Annotated in this window: 18 protein-coding genes; 12 read left to right on the top strand and 6 right to left on the bottom strand. The window is 38.9% G+C overall.

Translation table 11 applies throughout. The features are described 5' to 3' along the window. Positions 1-217: 217 nt before the first annotated feature. Positions 218-1,468 carry an MFS transporter gene (locus tag ACFIJQ_RS01930; protein WP_375628260.1) on the top strand — a complete coding sequence of 417 codons (1,251 nt, stop codon included), beginning with the start codon at positions 218-220 and terminating at the stop codon, positions 1,466-1,468. A gap of 646 nt (positions 1,469-2,114) precedes the next feature. After that, entirely contained in the window at positions 2,115-2,282 is a 168-nt protein-coding gene (locus ACFIJQ_RS01925) for a hypothetical protein (protein ID WP_375628258.1), read from the top strand. Between the two features lie 27 nt (positions 2,283-2,309). On the opposite strand, the gene ACFIJQ_RS01920 is transcribed toward ACFIJQ_RS01925, so the two are convergent. After that, positions 2,310-2,489: a hypothetical protein gene (locus ACFIJQ_RS01920; RefSeq protein WP_375628256.1), complete on the bottom strand. Its 180-nt coding sequence runs from the start codon at positions 2,487-2,489 to the stop codon at positions 2,310-2,312. A 576-nt stretch (positions 2,490-3,065) separates the two neighbouring features. Here ACFIJQ_RS01920 and ACFIJQ_RS01915 point away from each other — a divergent pair. Next, complete coding sequence (locus ACFIJQ_RS01915; protein ID WP_375619704.1) at positions 3,066-3,191, top strand: hypothetical protein; 126 nt, start codon at positions 3,066-3,068, stop codon at positions 3,189-3,191. Positions 3,192-3,239: 48 nt separating this feature from the next. Here the strand turns inward: ACFIJQ_RS01915 and ACFIJQ_RS01910 are convergent, their stop codons facing one another. Further along, a complete protein-coding gene (locus ACFIJQ_RS01910) occupies positions 3,240-4,460 on the bottom strand; it encodes an MFS transporter (RefSeq protein ID WP_375628254.1) in 1,221 nt (406 codons plus the stop codon). Positions 4,461-4,616: 156 nt separating this feature from the next. After that, positions 4,617-5,891 (bottom strand): coproporphyrinogen-III oxidase family protein, encoded by a 1,275-nt coding sequence (locus ACFIJQ_RS01905; protein WP_375628252.1) that lies wholly within the window; start codon positions 5,889-5,891, stop codon positions 4,617-4,619. A 397-nt stretch (positions 5,892-6,288) separates the two neighbouring features. Between ACFIJQ_RS01905 and ACFIJQ_RS01900 the strand changes: the two genes are divergently transcribed. From ACFIJQ_RS01900 to edd, 6 genes are all read left to right on the top strand, one after another. Then, positions 6,289-6,924, top strand: coding sequence for a hypothetical protein (locus ACFIJQ_RS01900; protein WP_375628328.1), 636 nt, complete (start codon positions 6,289-6,291; stop codon positions 6,922-6,924). 874 nt (positions 6,925-7,798) lie between these two features. Beyond that, positions 7,799-9,226 carry a glutamine synthetase family protein gene (locus tag ACFIJQ_RS01895; protein ID WP_012754778.1) on the top strand — a complete coding sequence of 476 codons (1,428 nt, stop codon included), beginning with the start codon at positions 7,799-7,801 and terminating at the stop codon, positions 9,224-9,226. Between the two features lie 11 nt (positions 9,227-9,237). Beyond that, entirely contained in the window at positions 9,238-10,521 is a 1,284-nt protein-coding gene (locus ACFIJQ_RS01890) for an FAD-binding oxidoreductase (protein WP_273787925.1), read from the top strand. Positions 10,522-10,641: 120 nt separating this feature from the next. Continuing rightward, positions 10,642-12,114, top strand: coding sequence for a glucose-6-phosphate dehydrogenase (zwf, locus tag ACFIJQ_RS01885; RefSeq protein WP_375628251.1), 1,473 nt, complete (start codon positions 10,642-10,644; stop codon positions 12,112-12,114). Between the two features lie 10 nt (positions 12,115-12,124). Next, positions 12,125-12,877: a 6-phosphogluconolactonase gene (gene pgl / locus ACFIJQ_RS01880; RefSeq protein WP_375628249.1), complete on the top strand. Its 753-nt coding sequence runs from the start codon at positions 12,125-12,127 to the stop codon at positions 12,875-12,877. Positions 12,878-12,933: 56 nt separating this feature from the next. After that, entirely contained in the window at positions 12,934-14,757 is a 1,824-nt protein-coding gene (gene edd, locus ACFIJQ_RS01875; protein ID WP_375628247.1) for a phosphogluconate dehydratase, read from the top strand. A gap of 66 nt (positions 14,758-14,823) precedes the next feature. On the opposite strand, the gene folD is transcribed toward edd, so the two are convergent. Beyond that, complete coding sequence (gene folD, locus ACFIJQ_RS01870; RefSeq protein ID WP_273787877.1) at positions 14,824-15,723, bottom strand: bifunctional methylenetetrahydrofolate dehydrogenase/methenyltetrahydrofolate cyclohydrolase FolD; 900 nt, start codon at positions 15,721-15,723, stop codon at positions 14,824-14,826. Between the two features lie 314 nt (positions 15,724-16,037). Between folD and ACFIJQ_RS01865 the strand changes: the two genes are divergently transcribed. Further along, complete coding sequence (locus ACFIJQ_RS01865; protein WP_375628245.1) at positions 16,038-17,918, top strand: AsmA family protein; 1,881 nt, start codon at positions 16,038-16,040, stop codon at positions 17,916-17,918. A 313-nt stretch (positions 17,919-18,231) separates the two neighbouring features. Here the strand turns inward: ACFIJQ_RS01865 and ACFIJQ_RS01860 are convergent, their stop codons facing one another. Further along, on the bottom strand, positions 18,232-18,375 hold the full coding sequence (locus ACFIJQ_RS01860; RefSeq protein ID WP_012754785.1) for a hypothetical protein: 144 nt from the start codon (positions 18,373-18,375) through the stop codon (positions 18,232-18,234). A 235-nt stretch (positions 18,376-18,610) separates the two neighbouring features. Here ACFIJQ_RS01860 and ACFIJQ_RS01855 point away from each other — a divergent pair, with 235 nt between their 5' ends. Together ACFIJQ_RS01855 and ACFIJQ_RS01850 are read left to right on the top strand one after the other, a co-directional pair. Further along, positions 18,611-19,354: a 16S rRNA (uracil(1498)-N(3))-methyltransferase gene (locus ACFIJQ_RS01855; RefSeq protein WP_375628243.1), complete on the top strand. Its 744-nt coding sequence runs from the start codon at positions 18,611-18,613 to the stop codon at positions 19,352-19,354. A 68-nt stretch (positions 19,355-19,422) separates the two neighbouring features. Then, the gene (locus ACFIJQ_RS01850) at positions 19,423-20,796 is read left to right on the top strand and encodes a glutamate--cysteine ligase (RefSeq protein WP_273787880.1); all 1,374 of its coding nucleotides are present in this window, start codon (positions 19,423-19,425) and stop codon (positions 20,794-20,796) included. 788 nt (positions 20,797-21,584) lie between these two features. Here the strand turns inward: ACFIJQ_RS01850 and ACFIJQ_RS01845 are convergent. Further along, positions 21,585-21,719, bottom strand: coding sequence for a hypothetical protein (locus ACFIJQ_RS01845; RefSeq protein WP_375628241.1), 135 nt, complete (start codon positions 21,717-21,719; stop codon positions 21,585-21,587). Positions 21,720-21,946 lie beyond the last annotated feature (227 nt).

Genomic DNA, 21,946 nt, shown 5'->3' with positions numbered 1-21,946 from the left:
GACAAAAGGTAGCTATAATCCACACTTCTAATACAGGAGGTAAAGTTATGAAAACTAAAAATATGTATAAACAACTGAAAAAATCAAATTAAGCGGGGTGATGTTACTGCGCTCAAAGCCCGAGCAAGTGGGCAGAAAATGGCTGCTCGAAGCTCCCTTCTGAATTGAGGTTTTAGAATATATAAAGCTGGCAGCTTTATAGCTTTTGGATATATTAATGACGATAAATTATGAAGTTAAAAAATTGCTCTATGGCTGTGCGGCAATGAGCGGGGTTCGGCTGATTACAGGTTCCTTCCATGCTTTTTTTTTCTTGTCTATGGGCGTTAGCATAACACAGTTAGCTTTATTGCAAATTGTGTTTAGCGTAGCTATTTGTATTTTTGAAGTGCCTTGTGGGATTTTAGGAGATAAAATCGGCGTTAAACAAAATGTTATCTTATCATGTTTCTTTTTTTCGCTTTTCTTCTTTTTATGTATCTACGCGCCTAATCTTTCTGTCTTAATTCCGGCAGAAATTATTTATGCTTTAGGCTTTGCTTTATATTCTGGCGCTGATAGCACATGGATTAAAGGCTTAATCGACGGCGGTGGTTACAAGGATAGTTTGATCTACCACCAAGTAAACGCCTATAAGCGGGAACTAACGGCATTCATGAATACGGTTGCTGGTGCGCTAGGTGTTCTTATTGTTTTGTGTATGGATAATTATCAGTCGGCATATTATTTTTGTTCTTTCGGATTTCTCGTACTTGTATTCTTTTTTAGTCGGGTGACGGGGATAGGTATTGCATCCGTTTCGGATAGTCAGCCAATAGACTCAGGTTCTTTGTTGCATGCAACAGAAGCTTTTGCTTATTTAGTTACCTCAAAAATCGGGTTATATTATATATTGATATGTGGTTTTATTGTTGCCGCATTGCAACCAATATTTCATTTTTGGCAACCTTTTATTTTGGGACAAACAGGAGTATTAGACAATGCAACAGGAAAGACTAAAATTCTTATTCTTGGCCTGTGCTTTGTGTCTTATACTCTCGTAAAATACTTATTTAATCGCTTTGTAATTAAATATCTTATGCAAAAATACGCTCCTATGGCGATAACTTTGTACTCACTAGTCCTGAGTGCTGTTGTTATGCTTGCTCTGCTTCTCGTTGCAAACAGTTGGGCCCCCATTATTTTATTCACCGTATTTCACAGTTTTTTTTCTGTCCCCGTAACGCAGTTTGAAGCAGAATTTTTTAAACATATTCAACAAAAGAATGCAAATACGGTTTTATCCATTGTTAGTTTTCTTGCACGTATTTTTGGTATTTTAGCGCTTGTGCTGATTGGTTGGTTGGCGAACAATGTTTGTATAGAAGCAGCTTTTTGTTTCACCTTGCTTTGTATATGTTTAATTATCCCGCTTAATTTGGCCTGGCTTTATACTGATAAAAAGTTAATAAAAGACGAGAAGGTTTGAAAGTGAAGATACTGTTAAATAGGAACTTGCCTATGACTTACATAAAGACACAGGAAAAAATAGTGTGTGGGTCATCTTATATGGATTGAGTCGAAATTAATAGCTGTCCATCGTTTTTAGTAGAGATGCTTACCGATTTGAATGCGCCAAATGATTGTGCGGCTATTAGCCAGAAATATCGCGAACGAGCATATCAAGAAGCTTGTGATATTGATTTTTTGCTAAATAGTGGGCGCGTATTAGATTTTGCAAAAAACGCAAGCTTTTTTAGAGTGCGCGGAGGAAATCCTCGATAAAGCGTATGTCAATTTTACTATTGCTGGTATTAAATATTTAAAACTAGCTGGCCAAGACTATAGTGTGCAAGAATGTTTTGCAAGTAGCTAACTTTTGGCGAATTTAGAGCGTACAGCTCTGGTGAGTGAGAAGAGTGTATATGATCATGTGGTTTATAATTGAGAAAGAATTTGCGCAAAATTAATGATAATGCCTCCGAAGTAAAATTATTTTTTTAATTGCCAAGGAGCTTTAAAATCATGACGCTCATAGGCTCTTACACGCTGGATTTGGGGGTGTTTAAGAGTGAGATGGCGCGCAAAAGCTTTATTTTGTACTGGAAACAAAAGGAACGAATAGCGAGTTTGATTTGTGCCTTAAAGAAATGCTGAAGATTAAATGCGGCAAGGCGCATTTTATCGCCCTTGAGACTGGTGTGGTGTTTGACGAGGCACCGGTAATGAGTTGGCGTGATTCTAAGCGGGGGATGGTGGTAGAGAAAGTGGGGGGCTGTGGTAGGAGCGGGCGGCACGAATGACGCTGTCTTTAGTTGCGTACCGCCAAGCTAATTTTGTGCTTTGCGAAATTCGCCAAGGCTTTTGGACGTACCCCGTTTACCGCGTAATAAAATCTTATGAATATCATGCAGAAGGCGCGCAGAAATGGGTGATTGCGTGTCTAGCTTCCCAATGCCGTAATTAAGTACAGCCACATAATGAGATAGCTCTTCAATATCATCAGTCACACTGATACTTTTTCTTTATTTTCAAACAATAATAGGTCAGATGGTAACGATTATGTCCTTTCTATCTGAGAAAAGAGTAGCACCGCTTGCGTATATGCACGAGTAAAAGTCAATCAACATTGGTCTGAGGTAAAATCGCCAATTATTTCTAATACACCTAAGGATTTCATAGCTTGCTCTAACGGTTTATATAAAGCCGCCCTTTTAAAAGGTGAATTGGGTGGTAAATTTATTGGGATATAGGCTTTATGAATCTCTTGAACTAAGCTTTCTACTATGCAGGTCCTAAGGCGTGATTGCATATATGGTCGCATCTGTTGCTGCGTTTTGTAGACAGAGATCTTAAATTAGGAAAGGAGGGCTGCTCTTTTAATTCCAAAGGAAGAATACGGCGCGTAAGTGCAGCAAAATGTATTTTGAGGAGCAGTAAAGGGGTGAGGCATTTGATGTCCAGCGGGTGACAGATTAATTGGAGTATAAGTGGGCATTGCTAGGGCGGAGTTTTTAGTTAAGAATTGTGCTCCGTACGCTATAAGCTCTCTGCATCCTTCATATAGGCGTTGAGATTATCGCCCAATGCAACGTAAAAGGGGCTATTTTGCCTTTAACGCTTGTTTAGCTGCTTCCATTATTGCCGCTGGCTCTATCAGCCATTACGGTTATAATTTCCTCGTCCAAAGAACAGGTCAATCGATTGCGTAATAGGGTATGTGTGCCTTTTTTGACCGTGTCTTTTTTAAAAGGCAGCTGTTACCTCGTGGCAGGGTTGGGTGTGTCTATATGATCAGCCTGCCAAAGAAATGGAAGCGTTATCGCGATAGCCACCAATAGTAGTCCAGCGATAAAGGCGGCAGCAAACTGCAATGATATAAAAGAACCAAGGACGCCGACCAAAAAGCTTCCGACCGGCATTCCAGCATAGCCGATCACCCGAAAAGCAGAATTAGCTCGCCCGAGAAGTTGTTTTGGTGTGAGGCGCTGCCTGAAGGCGGTAACACCAATAAACCATAAGCTTGCTCCAACGCCAGCAATAAAGGTGACGCCCCATACGACGACAGCACTTTTTGAAAAGGCTGGAACCAGCAGCAAGATAACCGTCCCTAAACCGTCAGTGAGAACAGCTAGGCGCACCGGTGCATAGCGTATACGTGGCGCAAATAGGGCACCTGCCATTGTACCAAGCGCGTAGGCTGCAAACATCACGCCATATTGGCTGCTATGTAGGCCCAGATACCGACCGTCGGTAACGAAGAAAATGAACGAGGTTAGGAATGCTCCAAATACCACCGATAGAAAGAATGTGAGTAATGTAAGGGAGGTAAGATGCCGATTTGAAAAAGTGAAACGAAAGCCGGCAATGATATAACGGAAAGTGATGTTTTCTTTATCAGGTGTTGGCGATGTCGGAACAGCACGGCGAGCGGTAAAAATCAATGTGATAAAAAGCACGATTAACAGGCCAAGAAATAGCAGTGTGCTATGCGCTAAAATGCTGCTTGTTATGACAGGGGCAAGAAAATAGGAGACCCCGAAATCTAAAAACAAGACAATTGAGTAGAAGGTCATCAATCGCTCTCCCTCCATGATAAGTGGTGGAATCGTCATTATATAAGCTTCGGCAGAAACGACGATGAATCCAGCAATGGTTGCATAGAAGAAAATTTGTTCGGCTGGAGCAATCTGTATCATGAGCAGTACGAACAGTACAATATGCAGTAGCATGAAGATGAGGAGAGCCGAGGTGGCAAGTTTTATTTTGTCGCAGCGATCAAGTAAAGCGCCTGCAAGGATGCCGAAAATTGGCCACGCTAATGAGAAGAGACCTTGCGCCCAACTTACTCCGACTACGCCATATCCAGATTGTTTTGCTAATAGCGGGATTGCAGTACGCAAAGCACCGCTGAGTAAGGCGAGCAGACTAACGGTTAGGCAAAAATAGCGTATGTTCTTATTGGCAAAAAGAGTGAACATTCTTTTCTCCTTAAGATGCCACACAGGTTTCCGCTGGCCCATCAAGTACGGCGGTTGTATTCAGCATGTTTGAGACATAGCCGTCCAAGATATTCCTATCTGCCTGAGGTAGAAGAAAATACATAAGGTTGGAATACCATTGCCAACCACGCTGAGTCAGCGGAGATCGTTATCACTTTCTGCGATGAGACCTGCACCTATGAGCTGTTGTAGGTTATTGTAAACGAAAGAGGGGAGTGCGGTCCAGTCAATTCTTTCTTTTTTGGCATAACCGTTATAAGGTAGCCTCATACACAAAGCCTTGGAGGCTTGTTGCTCCGCTGATACCCAATTGTAGTATACTTTGGATTTTCCTTTAAGTTGTATGTCGGTAATGTATCCGCTTCGACTGGGATTGGCTCGTGTGACGAGTGAGCCGAGAATCGACAGTGCTGACGCTCCGAATCCAACCACATAATCGTCATGATAACCATGCAAATATTTGTGATAGCGGAAATAATTAGCTGAACTCGTTTTAGCGAGCGTTAGAGGAGTGTTATTGGCAATTTTGATATAGGAATGCCCATTACACGGCGCATAGCTGCAGCTGCGCATAACGATGTCGCTAAATAAGCGAAGCATCTGTCGATGCTGTAGGCTGGATGGCTTTAGCCCTTTTTGTGCGTAAGACTTATGCAGTTGCGACGTGATAGCCAGATTGTTGATTGCATAGAGGCTGATGGTTTCAGGATGAAGCTCGCTGGCTTGCTTCAAATCGTATAATAGTTTTTCGGCTTGCTGGCTGTGCATGCCATATAGTAGGTCGAAACCGACATGTCCAATGATCTCTTGTGACCAAGCCACGGTATTGTTGATTTGTTCACGTGTTGAGGTGAGGTTAAACAATGATCGGAAACGCTCAATGAAACTCTGTATACCGAAGCTGATCCGGTTAAAGCCGATCTCACGGGCAGTATAAAGTTTATCACGTGTGACGCTCTTCGGTTCGCTTTCCAGTGTAAACTCGGTTAAGGAAGAGAGCTCAAATTCGCCATGCAATACTTTTCCGATGTGTCGGATATTATCTGCAGACAAAAGCGACGGTGTGCCGCCCCCTATATAGATGCTGCGGATGGGCCCTCTAAGCGAGCGAATGAAATTTCCTTTGGTTCTGATCTCTGTGGTAAGCGCTGACATATAAGATTCGATTTGCTTAATGCGCTTGTAGGCCCCTTTCTGAAAGGGACAGAAGGAACAGATGGTTTCGCAAAAGGGAATATGCAAATAAAGAGAAATGGTACGCGCTTGTGGAATCTGCTTACTTTGCGCTAGTTTATTAAAGTCTAGGTAATTGTAAAATTCATTTGAAATAGTGCGAAATAACGGATATGTGAAGTTGTAAATTGGCTTGAGTTGATCGAACTTCACAAAAGGATGATCCACGAGTTGCACAGCTTACCTCCCCCAATTTCTTAACTTGCACTATATTATTGACGGGCGACTGGTGATCCAATCACCCGAGTGTATTACCAAAGATTTTCACGGAATATAATGAATCCTCCTTTTATAGAAGTTATATGTATTATACATATAACTTATTATATGAACAGGCTAGCTTGTTTAAGAGGCAATGTAAGGATAAAAATATAAAAGAACTTTCTCTTGCAGCCTTATGGTCTGATATTGTAATTGGTATCTTGTTTTACGTGGTCGGGCTATGGATGCCTAGGGCGAGAAAAAGCAGGGTATTTTAATGGACATGCGGGGCATCATTGTTATGTTGCTGGGACTTGGAATTTGCGTCTGGTTATGAAATATCATTAGCGCAAAAAGATGGTTTTAAAGGTAGATATATATTTTTAATATCCCTGTAAAACTTCGAGAAGAGATAGAATTATCTATTAGAAAACATATAAATGTCCAGTGTGATAATATTATCGAATTACATGACATCATCGCTCTTGCCCGCCATTTTGACATATTGCCTAAAATCTCATTGAGATTGTGCCATGTACTGGCAAACGGGGATAGATCGCGTTTTGGTATGACTGCGGCGGAGTTACGTGCCGCATTATCTTTGCTAGAATCCAATAGGATTAGGCTTAATGGGGTGCCTTTGCATGTGGGCTCTAATTTGAATTCGACTGAGTTAATAGTATCCACCTTAACTAAGGCTGGAAAGGATATTTACGCATTGAAGGATCAAAAAAGTTTTATCAGTCTAGGCGGGGGATATCCGACTTCCACAGTGTTCTGCGATGCCGTGACGGTCAATGACGAATACCCTCGCAAAATTTATGAGGCATTATCACAATTGGGTTGTGATTTACATAAGCTTACGGTAATTATTGAACCTAGGCGTATTATATCTGAAGATTATGGTTATTTATTTTCAAATATTAGCTCTATAAAAGAGCAGAATGCTACGAACTTAATTACAATCTGGGCTCTGGGAGTGTGTACTCAATCTGCACAGTATCACTAGATCATAAGTCAAAGTATGTGAAAGCAACTGATACAAAAAAGATTTTACGATGGTGGAAGATCGACGATGAAGGACGTTAGTTCAAAGGAAATTGATATTATTGTGTTCTCAGATCCTGATTTTTTGGCTTTTTAGATATAGAATAACACACCCCTAGAGGGCTGGAGACTATCAAATGTTGGATCACGCATGGCGCAATTAGCAAAAAATCCTATCTACTGTATTTTCAGCTCCAAATATTGTGTGCGAAGTGCAATGTCAAGCGGTGGGAATTGATATAAGTGCAGAGTCTATAAGTATCTGCTCAGAGCAAGGTTGATAGCTCTATTATGCAGGGGATGGTTAAGTTTCATGTCGGAAATGCTGAGCGTATATCTTATCCTGAAAATACATTTACGTATATTACGGCGGGGTGAGTGTTTGTAAGCACTAGCTGTAAAGGCTACTCACCATCCTAGGGTGTTTACTTCTATGTGGATAACAATAGAGTTACAAAACTTGCTTCATATTAAAAGAAAAGAAACTTTTCTTTTAATATGAAGCATTACTACAACCAAAAGGAAATTAAATATTTCACCTTTATTATCCTCGCCAATGTTTGCTTATATATGATTATTTGAATCGGAATTAGGTTACGTACAATATGGTATTTCTCGCTGTTTTATATAAGAAGAAGGTTCGCACCGATGTATCGCGTGCAATATCAACTTTTTCACTATGGTGATAGGATAGCTTGTTGAGCGTAAAGTTCTTTTACCTTGATAGATCTTATAGTATTCTTCAAAAATATCAGTTGATAATTTTTTTTCGTGTCGTTTATGCAGGGGCTGATACTATAAGAATAGAACTTGATTGTTTGTAAAGTTGGTATGTTATGGCTGTAAAAAATGGTAAACAAACGAAAAGTAAAAATTTTAAACCTGTCTCTCGTTTTCTCAAAAGTTTACGTGGTGTGCACAATTGGGAACAAGTTTCACAATGGCTTGCTTTCCGTAAGGTAGAGGATATTGAATGTATTACGCCTGATCAAGCAGGGGTACCACGGGGCAAGATGATGCTTTCTAAAAAATTTACATCGGAAACATCATTAGCATTGCCTTCAGCAGTTTTTATGGCAACAATTTCAGGGGATTATCCTGAAGATGGTCATGGTTTTGAATATCCTAAAGCAGATGGTGATTTACGCCTTGAGCCTGATCTTTCTACGTTAAGCATTGTTCCATGGGAAGATGCTCCCACAGCACAGGTGATTTGTGATCTTGTGTATCAAAATGGTCAGGTTGTGGATTACACACCACGCAATGTTTTACGAACGGTGGTTCATTTTTACACAAAAATGGGTTTAAGCCCTGTTGTTTCACCAGAAATTGAGTTTTATTTGGTACAAAAAAATCCCGATCCTGATTATCCGTTAGTTCCACCGGTTGGTCGTTCTGGGCGTTCAATTGGTGGTGGACAAGGGTATTCCATTGCTGGTGTTAATGAGTTTGATGATTTGATTGATGATATTTATCAATTTTCAGAGGCACAAGGATTGGAAATTGATACTCTCATTCATGAAGAAGGAGCAGGTCAGTTTGAAATTAACTTACGTCATGGTGATCCTATTGAATTAGCGGATCAAGTTTTTATGTTCAAACGAACAATTCGTGAAGCAGCTCTAAAACATAATATGTATGCAACTTTTATGGCAAAACCCATTCAAGGGCAGCCGAGTTCTGCTATGCATATTCACCAATCGGTTGTTGATAAGAAAACCGGTATGAATATTTTTACACAGGAAAATGGTGAAGAAAGTATCTGTTTTCGCCATTTTATTGGTGGATTGCAAAAACATATGCCAGGGGTACTTGTGATGCTTGCGCCTTATGTGAATTCTTATCGACGTCTTGTCCCTGATAATTCGGCTCCTGTTAATTTGCGATGGGGATATGATAACCGTACTACAGCTTTTCGAGTTCCCCGTTCTGCTCCTCAAGCGCGGCGTGTTGAGAATAGACTTCCTTCATCAGATGCGAATCCTTATTTAGCCCTTGCAGCTTCTCTAGCGTGTGGTCTTATTGGTTTGCAACAAAAAATTGAGCCGGATGAGCCAGCGACAAATAATGTAAACGCTGATAATATTGAGTTACCGCGTGGACTCATTGAGGCAGTCAATTTGTTTGAACAAGATACAGCGATACGTGCTATTTTAGGGGATGTGTTTGTCAGTACTTATGCTGCAATCAAACGACAAGAGTTTGAAACTTTCATGGAAGTAATTAGTCCGTGGGAGCGTGAATATCTTCTGCTGAATGTTTAAATTTTATGACGATGATTGATTATAATTCAATTTCTCCAGGAATTTCTTGGTATGAAGATACTTTAAAAGAACGTCCCTCTTATCCTTCTTTTTGTGAAAACAGACAGTGTGATGTGGTCATTATTGGAGGCGGATTTACGGGTCTGTCGGCTGCTTATCATTTAGTCAAGGCTGGAGTAGATGTTGTTTTATTTGAAGCATCACGTTTTGGTGATGGTGCTTCAGGGCGCAATGGTGGACAGCTGGGAACAGGGCAACGGCAATGGGTAGAAACATTAGAAAAAAAGTATGGTTTTGAGCGAAGTAAGGCTCTGTTTGATTTAGCAGAAGAAGCTAAAAGAGATATTTTATCTTTATGCGCGATGCCTAATTGTTCGTGTGATTTGATAGGAGGACAGCTTTCTGTGACACATAAAAGGCGTGAGCTTCTCTCTTATCAACGGCATATTGAGGTGATGCAGCGTTATGGCTATCATGCGCTTACTTTTATGGATAGGGCAGAAACATCTAGGCGACTTGGATCGTCTTTTTATTGTGGTGGTATTTATGATGCGGATACCGGCCATATAAATCCCTTAAAATTGATTATTGGATTGGCAAAAAAAGCTAAAGATGCTGGTGCTAAGCTTTATGAGAAGTCACAAGTAACGACAGTAAAGCGCAAGGGAGCCCATTGGAAAGTGATAACAGAAAAAGGCAGTGTAACAGCAGAGCATGTTTTACTTGCAACAAATGGGTATAAACTTGGTCTGGAGCGTTTTATTGAAAAAAATATTGTTTCTATTCGTTCTTATATTGGAGCAACGGACCCATTACCAAAGCACAGTTCAATTCTCGCAGGCGGAGAATCGGTTGATGATTCCCGTTTTATGGTTCGCTATTTTCGCAAAAGCATTGATAATCGTCTCTTATTTGGTGGCGTAGAAAGTTATGATAATAAACATCCTTTGAATTTAGATGAACGTATAAAACGGCAAATTGCTGAAATTTATCCTCAATTACATTCTATCAATTTAAGCCATTGTTGGGGAGGAACGGTTGCCATCACAGTTGAGCGCATGCCCTATGTTCGACAACTTTTCTCAAGGATGACTTATTGTGGTGGTTATTCAGGGCATGGCGTTATGCTGGCTCCTTTCATAGGAAAATTATACGCAGAATGGTTGACTGGAAAATATGAACGTTTTTCCTATTTCCAAGACTTAAAGATTTCATCTTTTCCGGGGGGAGGAGTTTTGCGTTATCCGCTTATATTTTTAGCAATGCGTTGGTTTTCTTTAATGGATCGCCTTTAATGGAAACATTGCTTGAAATGAAGAAAATTAATGGCTTATTTAGTATCTGTCTGCTTTAATAATGGAAGCTTTTATAAGTGATATGGGATTTCATAATCGAATAGAAAAATAAACAAGTTCATGGTGCGTAAAATTATTCCAGTTTCTTCCTTTGATTGTATTGTTTTTGGTGGCAATGGTGACTTGGCGTCGCGCAAGCTTTTGCCGGCCTTGTATCATTGTCAGTGTGTTGGTCAATTCAGTGAGCCAACACGTATTATTGGAGCTTCCCGCACTTCCTTAAGTCATGAAGAATATCAAAATTTTGTCCGCACTTCTTTAGAAAAACATATCCATCCAAAAGATCTCAATTCAACAGAACTCAATCGTTTTCTTGCACGTTTAAGCTATGTTTCTGTTGATGTTTCCTCAAATCGAGGGTGGGAGGATTTAGCTCTCCTTCTGTCACAAGGTTCAGCGAATATTCGAGCTTTTTATTTGGCTGTTAGTTCGTCACTTTTTGCTGATATTGCGATGAAGTTGGGAAAAAATGATTTGGTGACACCACAAACACGGATTATCATTGAAAAACCAATTGGTCGCGATGTAAAAACAGCTGTTTCACTTAATGATGCATTTGCAAGCGCCTTTAATGAAGAGCAGATCTTTCGTATTGATCATTATCTTGGGAAGGAAACTGTTCAAAACTTAATGGCATTGCGGTTTGTTAATACACTTTATGAACCGCTATGGAACTCCAACTATATTGATCATGTTCAAATAACCGTTGCTGAATCTTTAGGGTTAGAGGGGCGTACAGAATATTATGAAAGCACTGGTGCTCTACGTGATATGGTTCAAAACCATATGCTGCAATTACTTTGTTTGGTTGCGATGGAAATACCATTTACCAACAGTGCTAATGCTGTGCGCGATGAAAAACTTAAAATTTTACATTCTTTAACACCGCTTGATGTACATAATGTAGGACAGCATACTGTACGTGGGCAGTATCTTTCTGGTCTATCAAATGGTATATCTGTAGAGTCTTATTTCGATGATCTGGGAAGAGTGAGTAAGACTGAAACATTTGTAGCGCTTAAGGTTAAGATTGATAACTGGCGTTGGGCTAATACGCCTTTTTATTTACGAACAGGTAAGCGCATGTTCACGCGAATGTCTGAAATTGTTGTGGTTTTTAAACCTATTCCTCATAATATTTTTAATGTGGATTTAGATGAAATTTTTTCTAATCGGCTTGTGATTCGTCTCCAACCTGATGAGGGTGTAAAACAATGGTTGATGATTAAGGATCCAAGTTACGGCGGTATGCGGTTTCGTCACATTCCATTAGATATGAGTTTTGCTTCCGCATTTTCTGAACGTAATCCTGATGCTTATGAACGTTTATTAATGGATGTTATTCGTGGAGATCAAACGCTGTTTATGCGCCGTGATGAAGTTGAGGCTGCTTGGCGTTGGATTGATCCAATCATTGAGGGGTGGGAAGCAATAAAACAGCCTTTTCACAGTTATAGCGCTGGTTCGTGGGGGCCATCTGCTTCGACGATTCTCATGGAACGTGATGGGCGTATATGGAACAATTTAGTTTAGAGCAATAAGTATGTATAGAATGAATATTGACCGTTTAGATTTTGAAACCCCTCAGACTTTAGCCTTGGCATTAGCAGATCGAGTAGCCGCAGAGCTTAGTGTATCTGTTCTTGAGCGTAAGAGAGCAGTTTTAGCGGTGTCTGGTGGTAAAACACCAGAATTGTTTTTTCATTATTTGTCAAAAGCGGATATTGATTGGAAAAATATCATTATCACTTTGGTCGATGAACGTTTCGTTCCTACACACGATGAACGTTCAAATGAGCATATGGTACGGTGTCATTTGTTACAAAATTTTGCCGAAAAAGCGCGTTTTGTAGGGCTTTATCATAAAGCGATTACTGCTGAACTTGCTGCTTTTTCAGCGGCGAGTCGTATTAATACTTTGCCTAAACCCTTTGATGTTGTTGTTTTAGGAATGGGTGGTGATGGACATACGGCTTCTTTTTTTCCTGATGCTGATCGTTTAAAGCAAGCGCTTGATCTGCGAACACAAGCACTTGTTTTGCCCCTTCATGCTAAGAGTGCTGTTGAGCCAAGACTCTCACTAACTTTGCCAGTTATTATGCAGTCTCGTTGTATTATTCTCCATATCGAAGGTTTTCAGAAACGCGATTGTTTTGAAAAAGCTTGTCAAGATGGATCTGAAATAGAAATGCCTATTCGGGCAGTTTTGCGTAATTCCCCTCATCTTGTGCAGGTTTATTGGTCGCCTGCAGATAATGAAATAAGTGAATTAGAATATGAGAGACAAGGTGAATAAAAACGTAATCTCTCTCAATGAATGAGGGGAAGAAACAATGAAAGAGGGAGGGGAATATGGCACTTTCCAAGACAATTGCTACAGTTACACGAAGGATTTATGAACGTTCTCGATCAACACGAGAAATTTACTTAGATCGTATTGCGAAAGCACAAGTTCATCGCCCCAAACGAAGTTTTTTAGGATGTGCCAATCAGGCTCATGGTTTTGCTGCTTGTGGTGCAATAGATAAAGAGCGTTTGAAGGGAAATATCGTTGGGAATATTGGCATTATCACGGCATATAACGATTTACTTTCAGCTCATCAACCTTTTGAAAAATTTCCTCACTTAATTAAAGAGTCGGCCCGTATGGTTGGTGGTGTTGCACAGGTTGCAGGTGGTGTTCCCGCGATGTGCGATGGTGTTACGCAGGGAAATGCGGGGATGGAGCTTTCCCTTTTTTCGCGTGAAGTAATTGCAATGGCGACAGCTATAAGCTTATCACACGATGTCTTTGATGCAGCATTGTATCTTGGAGTATGTGATAAAATTGTACCAGGTTTATTGATTGGTGCACTAACATTTGGTCATTTACCAGGAATTTTTATACCAGCTGGTCCTATGACAAGTGGTCAAGGTAATGATGAAAAAGCGAAGATACGTCAACTTTACGCGGAAAATAAAATAGATCGCCAAACACTTTTAGCATCAGAAGCACGTTCTTATCATGGACCAGGAACATGTACATTTTATGGAACCGCTAATTCTAATCAGGTGATACTGGAGATGATGGGGCTTCATATGCCGGGAGCTTCTTTTGTTAATGCGAATACACCGTTGCGTGATGCTTTAACAAAAGAAGCTACAAAACGTGTACTTGAAATGACAGATCTTGGTGATCATTATAGTCCACTTGGTATGATCATTGATGAGTGTTCTTTTGTGAATGCCATTGTAGGATTAAATGCAACAGGAGGTTCTACCAATCACACGATTCATTTGATTGCTATGGCTGCTGTTTGCGGTATTAAATTGACATGGCATGATATTGCAGAAATTTCATCCGTTGTGCCTCTTTTAGCGCGCATTTATCCTAATGGCTTAGCGGATATCAATCATTTTTATGCTGCTGGGGGGATGGGATTTATTATTCGTGAGCTTATCGAGGCAGGTTTAGTACATGAAGATGTTTCTACGGTTTTTGGTAAAGATCTCAATGCTTATGCAATTGAAGCAAAGCTTTCTGTTGATGGTCATGTGGTGCGTGAAGCGGCTCTCAAGGAAAGTGGTGATCATAAGGTGTTAGCAGGGTGGAGAAAGCCATTTCAGCCTGACGGTGGTCTTCGTGTTTTATCGGGAGATTTGGGAACAGCTATTATAAAAGTTTCCTCTGTTAAACCAGAGTATTGGCAGATTAAAGCACCAGTCTTTGTTTTTAATGATCAAGAGGAACTACAAAAATCTTTTAAATCTGGAGTGTTGTATGATAAAGATTTTATCGCTGTCATTCGCTATCAAGGACCAAAAGCCAATGGTATGCCAGAGCTTCATAAATTAACGACCATTTTAGGCGTTTTACAAGATCGCGGTCAAAAGGTAGCATTGATAACCGATGGGCGTATGTCAGGGGCGTCAGGAAAAATTCCTGCTGCCATTCATGTGACACCGGAAGCAATGGATAATGGCCCTATTGCACGTTTGCAGGATGGTGATATTGTTTTTCTTGATGCTCATGAGGGTAAACTAACTCTTTTGGAGGATTTAGCAAAATTTAACGCGCGAAAAATCATACCTCCTGATCTTTCAAAAAACGAACATGGTGTTGGACGCGAACTTTTTCATGTTTTTCGTCAATCCGTTAATCGTGCAGATCAAGGGGCATCTGTTTTTATGACATGAAAAATGCAAAAATAAACAAGCTTAATCATGTACAATAAAACCATATACAAGGAATTGTTACAATTCTTAGAATTTTGGTATAGGCAGATTGTGTGATCGCGCGGCGGCTTTGAGTGTATTAACCATAAGCATGGCAATTGTCATTGGTCCAACGCCTCCTGGAACAGGGGTAATCGCAGCAGCTTTTTCTTTTACGTTTTCAAAATCGACATCACCAACAAGACGTGTTTTCCCTATACCTTTTTCTGGTGCAGCAACGCGGTTAATACCAACATCAATAACAATTGCACCATTTTTTATCCAGTCTTTTTTAATCATTTGTGGGCGGCCTACAGCTGCTACTAGAATATCAGCGCTTCGACACACATCATCAAGGTCACGGGTACGGCTATGGGCAATTGTCACAGTGGCATTGGCTGCTGTTAAAAGGGCAGCCATAGGTTTTCCAACAATATTAGAGCGTCCAACAACGACAGCATCAAGTCCAGATAAATCTTGCCCACAGTGTCGTTCAATCATCATCATAGCACCAGCTGGTGTGCAGGGAATAATCGCATCTTCAAGTGCATTCGCCGCGAGTTTTCCTACATTAATATAATGAAAACCATCAACATCTTTTTGGAAAGCAACGGCTTGTGTTATGCGATTTGTATTCATATGAGCAGGGAGAGGCAGCTGTACCAAAATACCATGAATTTTTGGATCAGAATTTAATGTTGCAATAAGTTGAAGGAGTTCTTTTTCTTGCGTTTCTTTAGAAACGACATGTTTGATTGAAAGAAACCCACATTCTTCGGCTTTTTTATTTTTTGAGGTGACATATACTTGACTTGCGGGATCATCTCCAACGATAATAACAGCGATACTAGGTTGTATATTATAGTGATGGCGGAGCTTTATTGTTTCGGCCTTAACTTTCGCAATAATCTCTTCAGCAAGTTTTTTTCCATCGATAATATTATTCATTCAGAGATCCTTTCGGTAAGGCTGTTTGTTTTTTTGTAAAGCATTTTCTAATAATACGATAGAGTTTTATAGCAATATTCATATGAGAACAGTAAGAATGGTTTTATAATGTTGTGGATTTATAGTTTTGAAGACTTTTAAATAATTGCTTTATAAAGAAGCAGCAACATTGCTGTTTGAATAAATTTTGGATAAAGAACAAAAATAATGAAGATACAAAGTGGATATAGTGAATTATAGGGTTATAAAAACTTTTTATGATCATTTAAGTTTGTTTTTAATCTGTTATAGGGGGATAAATATAGAGGGATATTGTGCGCATCAGAATAATAAAATTTTTGAGCGGAATTTTTATTGCAATTATCTTTTTATTTGGAGTGGGGATTCTCGTTTTACCTTATCTTATCTCTACAGATGCGATTCGTATTCGTTTAGCGCAGGATTTGAGTGCATGGACCGGTTACAATGTGCAATTGCGTGATCCACCGCGGTTACATCTTTTTCCTTATCCTAAAGCATTTCTTTCTGGCGTTACTTTAACATCAAAAATGGATGATGTTGCGCCATTAATGGAAGCTGAATCAATAGAAGTTGATCTTTCTGTCGTCGATCTTCTTTGGGGACATGTTTCTTTTTCAGAGACGCGGATTATGCGTCCTCAATTTGTTATGGAAAAGCCTGTTAAAACAATAGCAGATTTTTTTGATCGGTTTTCTCGCTCACAAGGTGCATTAGGGTTGGCAATACGCAATACGCGTGAAATATTAAAACATAATCCTGAACATCCAGAGATAGAGCACCTTTTAAAACAACCTTTTGGGCGGATTGTCATTAAAAATGGTGTTCTTGTGTATCACGATAGTTTTTCGGGGATGGCAGAAAAAATAACAGGATTAAATGCGACTTTAGATTGTCCGGAATCGACTCAGGAAGTACGGTTACGTGCAGATGCGCGTTGGCGCGGAGAATTTACAAAGTTATCAATTGATGCTTCTCAAGCATTGCTGCTTCTTGCAGGAGGAAAAAGTCATATTAGGGCAAGTCTCAATTCTGTACGTGGGGGAATAACTTTTACAGGAAAGGCTCGGTTATCTGAATATTATATTTTTGACGGAAAAGTATCGATGCGTTCTCCGGGATGGAATCAGACATTGTCTTGGGTTGGTGGAAATCAGTTTTGGGGACATAAATTTAAAATACCCATTGTATGGGAATCTCATTTTTTAGCGCAGCCAATGCATATTCAAATGAACAATGTTACATTTACGATGGGGAAAGCTAATGCGCGAGGAGCTTTAAAACTCGATTTTCAAGATTATGTACCAAATGTTATGGGCTCGTTAGCCTTTGATAACCTAGATCTTAGCCTCTTGGGTTCAATGTTTTTTTCAGGTAAAAAGAAAAATTCCTTCTTTGATATGACAATTTTTGATCGTATTGGCGTGGATATACGACTTTCTGCGCCACAGGCTAAAATAGGAAATATTTCACTCACAAATTTAGCGGCTGCAATACAAATAAGAAATGGGCATGGTATTTTTGATCTTGGACATGCGAATATTTTTGGTGGATCCGTGCAAAGTAATATTGAAGTTACGCCAGCTGGACAGAAAGTGCGTATAGGAGGAAATATTTCAGGTGCTTCTATTGATATGCAGGAGACTTTAGAAACCTTGGGATTTATTCCATTTATACAAAGCAAAACGAATTTTACTGCAACGATACGAACACTTGCTGATTCTTGGCGAGAAATTTTTACGAAAATGCAGGGTGAACTAACACTGAAGATGTCTTCTGGTCGGCTCTTAGGGTATGATTTGAACGAATTACAAACAAGACTTTTAAATAAACAACAATTTCTTTTAATGACTAATGATACTTTTTCAACAACATTTGATCACTGGGATATTCAGACAAGCTTTTCAGAAGGTATGATGAAGGTGACAGAGTCATTAATGCGTACAGCAGACTTGAGCTTATCCATTCAAGGAACCGTTGCAACTGCTATCGCGCAAGGGAAGCAGAATGAATTGATATTACAGGCACAACTACGCAAAAACTATAGATCAGAAACTTTATGTAAAGACGTCCAATGTCTCGCTAATAGCCTTGCATGGCCTTTTACATTTTCTCTAAGCTCTAAAGGGCAAAACCATGGTAATTTTTTGGTTACAAAAGACATTGACGCAGATTGAGAATTGTTTTTTATCTACATAGCATTCTATCTTATAATAGTAATTCGTCTTTTTGCAACTTAAAATTGTCTTTTAATTTAAATCAGAGGTCCCACTCTATCGGAAGATTTTCTCATTTTAAATCCGTTCGTGGTGAAGCAGTAAAAATCGTTCTCTCCGTCATAAGTGTGGTTGATATAGATAAATGATTGAAGAGAGGAATAAAAATCCTTCTTATGGAATCTTTCAAATACAAGAAATTCATAATATTGATGCAAATCTTATAAAAGTTTCTAAAAAACATTAAATTTTTAAGGGGGATGTCGGCCAGTGCTTACTGAATCCCAGAAGAAATACCATAACCATCTTTGGTAATTGTATGCTTCCCATCTGCTCCAACAGAACCAATTCCCACTGTAATCAAAATAAAGGCTAAGAGGGTTGTAATCGTAATAATTGTAGCTTTTTTAGCAGACATATTTTTCCTCCACGGATGCATCAATGACTGAATGCAAAGATGAATGGTGCATTATTTAAACTTTTATGAAAGTAGAATCACTTAAGGATCTATAAGTTCCTATTATTATCTCATAAAGCTAAAAAAACTCTATAATTCTTTAATATATTATAGTTCTATAGATATAATTTTTTCTTTTTGCTATATATTTTTCTTTATTTTCTCGATGACGATAGTGAGCATTGGCAAAATTTTTATGCGCATAAATTATAAACTTAAAAGATTATTTATACGGCAGACATTGGCTTTGAATGAAGAAATAAAGATAGAGGGGGCACAAGCTTCTTATCTTGTGCATGTTTTGCGTATGAAAGAAGGAGCAGAAATTTTACTTTTTAATGGACAGGATGGTGAGTGGCTTGCTAAGCTTATCATTGTTAAGAAGAAATTTGTTGTGGCTCAGCTTATCCATCAAGAAAGATTACAAACGACGCATTCCAGTCTTATCTATTGTTTTGCTCCACTCAAAAACGCGCGGTTGGATTATATGGTGCAGAAAGCTGTTGAAATGGGGGTATCGGTTTTGCAGCCTGTTATAACGCATCATACGCAGGTTACACGGATCAATATGGCGCGTATGGAAGCCAATGTTATTGAAGCTTCTGAACAGTGTGGTATTTTATCTCTCCCTGAATGCGTATCTGCTCTATCATTAGCAGAACTTTTAGCACGATGGGATGAGACACAGCCTTTATTCTTTTGTGATGAAGAGCATAAATCGCATAATCCATTACCTTCTTTTAAAAAGCGTGACGTTACAACACCTGGTATTCTTATTGGACCGGAAGGTGGCTTTAGTGAAGAAGAGCGGAGCTTTTTAAAAAAACATCCTTTTGTGGTTCCAATATCATTAGGTCCGCGTATTTTACGCGCTGACACTGCCGCTGTTGCTGCTTTGGCTCTTCTTAATGCTACCGTGGGGGATTGGGCAATGGATTGAGAAATCTGTAAAATCATTCTAAACAATTCATTTAAGATGATGATACCAATGATAGGATACGATAAGTTATGGCGCTTGATATAACTGATGAAAGTGAAATTTATAACTTAGATTCCTTGGTTAGTTATTTCCAAGGGGGGTATAAAGCAGAAGATGATTGGCGTATTGGTACAGAACATGAAAAATTTCCGTTTTATAAAGATGGTTTTCACCCTGTTCCATATGAAGGAGAGAGGGGAATCCGAGCGCTTTTAGAGAGGATGCAAAGCGCCTTAGGATGGAAACCTATTTTAGATGACGAGAATATTATTGGGCTCGTAGGATCAGTTAATCAGGGAGCCATTTCTTTGGAACCTGGAGGACAATTTGAATTATCTGGTGCACCATTAAAATCAGTAGGCCATACATATCACGAGTTGATGGAGCATTTAACTCTTCTCAAAAAAATTGCAGAACCATTGGGTATAGGTTTTCTAGGTCTTGGAGCTAGTCCAAAGTGGACTTTAGCTGAAACGCCGCGAATGCCTAAATCACGTTACCAGATTATGACTGATTATATGCCTAAAGTGGGGCATAATGGTCTTAATATGATGTATCGCACATCAACAGTTCAGGTTAATCTTGATTTTTCATCTGAAAGTGATATGCGGCGAAAAATGCAAGTGTCCATGAAATTACAGTCCATTGCAACAGCATTATTTGCAAGTTCACCTTTTACAGAAGGACGCCCAAATGGCTTTTTGTCGTGGCGTTCTGAAATTTGGCGTAATACGGATAATCAGAGGACAGGCGTTCTTCCCTTTATATTTTCTGAGCGTTTTGGTTTTGCTGATTATGTTGAATGGGCTCTTGATGTTCCAATGTATTTTGTTGTGCGGGATGGTCGTTATTATGATTGTACACATATAACATTTCGTCAGTTTATGAATGGAGCATTAAAAGGACAAGTTGCAAATTCAATTCCAAACATGGGAGATTGGATTAATCACTTATCGACGTTATTTCCTGAAGTCCGCTTAAAAAGATTTTTAGAAATGAGAGGAGCTGATTGCGGTTCTTGGAAGCGCATTTGTGCGTTGTCGGCTTTTTGGGTCGGGCTTCTGTATGATAGGGAAGCACTTAATGAGGCTGAAGCTTTGACAAAAGATTGGTGTTTTGAAGAAGTTTTAGATGTGCGCCAACGCGTTCCTAAAGAAGGGTTAAGAACTCCTTTTCGTCAAACTATTCTTTTAGAGTTAGCACGACAAGCTCTTGCTATTGCCCGTAAAGGCTTAAAAAATCGCAAACAGTATGATACGAATGGTTTTGATGAAACAAATTTTCTTAATCCTTTAGAAGAGGTTGTTGCAATGGGACAAACAGATGCTGAAAAATTTTTGTCTCACTACTATTCTATTTGGAATGAATCTGTAGAACCTTTATTTTTAGAATGTGCCTATTAAATTTGAAGAAAAGAGGCTTCCTACTTTTTCAAAAATGCATATCACCGTGGTGGCTCATTCACTCATTTGCTCTAGAGAGCATATCCTGCCTTTCTTTTAACATTTCTCATAAAGGGTACAATACAAAAATCTCTTGGGCAGTGTGATTTTTATACCCAATAATATCACGATATTTCCGTAATCTTAATGTTGTACTTTTGTGCTAAAGATAGCTCATAAAAGATATACTTAAGCTTATTATCAAACATTTTTTATTCACATAGCTCATCCCACTTATGAATAGGTCTGAAAATAATATTTTTCACTTTTAAAAGGGATAAAAAATATAATTTGCGTTTAAAGGAGGAGATATGCCAAAAATCATTTTTAATAGGTAATTTCTTGAAATTATGTTGCTAATATGAATATTTTTTATGTCTTATTATTCTCACTCCATGTATTTGATTATATTATATCAATATGTGTTATTCTGTTGTTACAAGAGTAAAGTATGGAATAAAAATAAGAAATTTCAGTTTTTGTAGAGACGGGCAACAAAAACTTTTTTGTTAGTTAAACATATCTAGTGCACTTTTAAATTTTTCTTCTTCCATTTTTTAGTAGCCAGATCTCAAGGGGCTTTTATACCTTTTTGTACCATTATACGATATAGTTATACACTCATCATGAAGGCAATAGATGTATTTTAAAAACGGGTAGGAAAATTACAGGAGATCATTTTCTCTATACAGATAATTTATTCTTTTACTATTTCCTCTTTTTAGCGATATTCTGAATCTCTATAGTTGTTATTTGAGGTATGACTGATAAAGTTCGTTGTACGGATCGAGATCATTCACTTTGGTATATCCAAGTGATATTAATACAGCAAACAAAACGATCAATAGAGAAGATAAAACAATAAATGTTACGGTACGTTTCATGAGTGATTTAACTCCTTATCTTCGATAAATAGGTCGGTATTGAATACGGGGCTATTACGACGGTTGATATTATTTAATTTGGTTATATCAATGGTATATGTGATATTTTTGTTGGTATTGTGTTTCAAATTATATTGAATGATATGTAGATTACGAGTGGCGTTGCATTTCCCATAAAAGGGTATTGTGTGGCATAGCTACACCCGACAAAGTACTCATATACTAAT

It is taken from the genome of Bartonella sp. TT67HLJMS, assembly GCF_042193375.1.
Classification (GTDB): Bacteria; Pseudomonadota; Alphaproteobacteria; order Rhizobiales; family Rhizobiaceae; genus Bartonella; species Bartonella grahamii.
The sequence above is the reverse complement of the archived record's forward strand: the minus strand, read 5'-3'. Positions and strand labels throughout refer to the sequence as shown.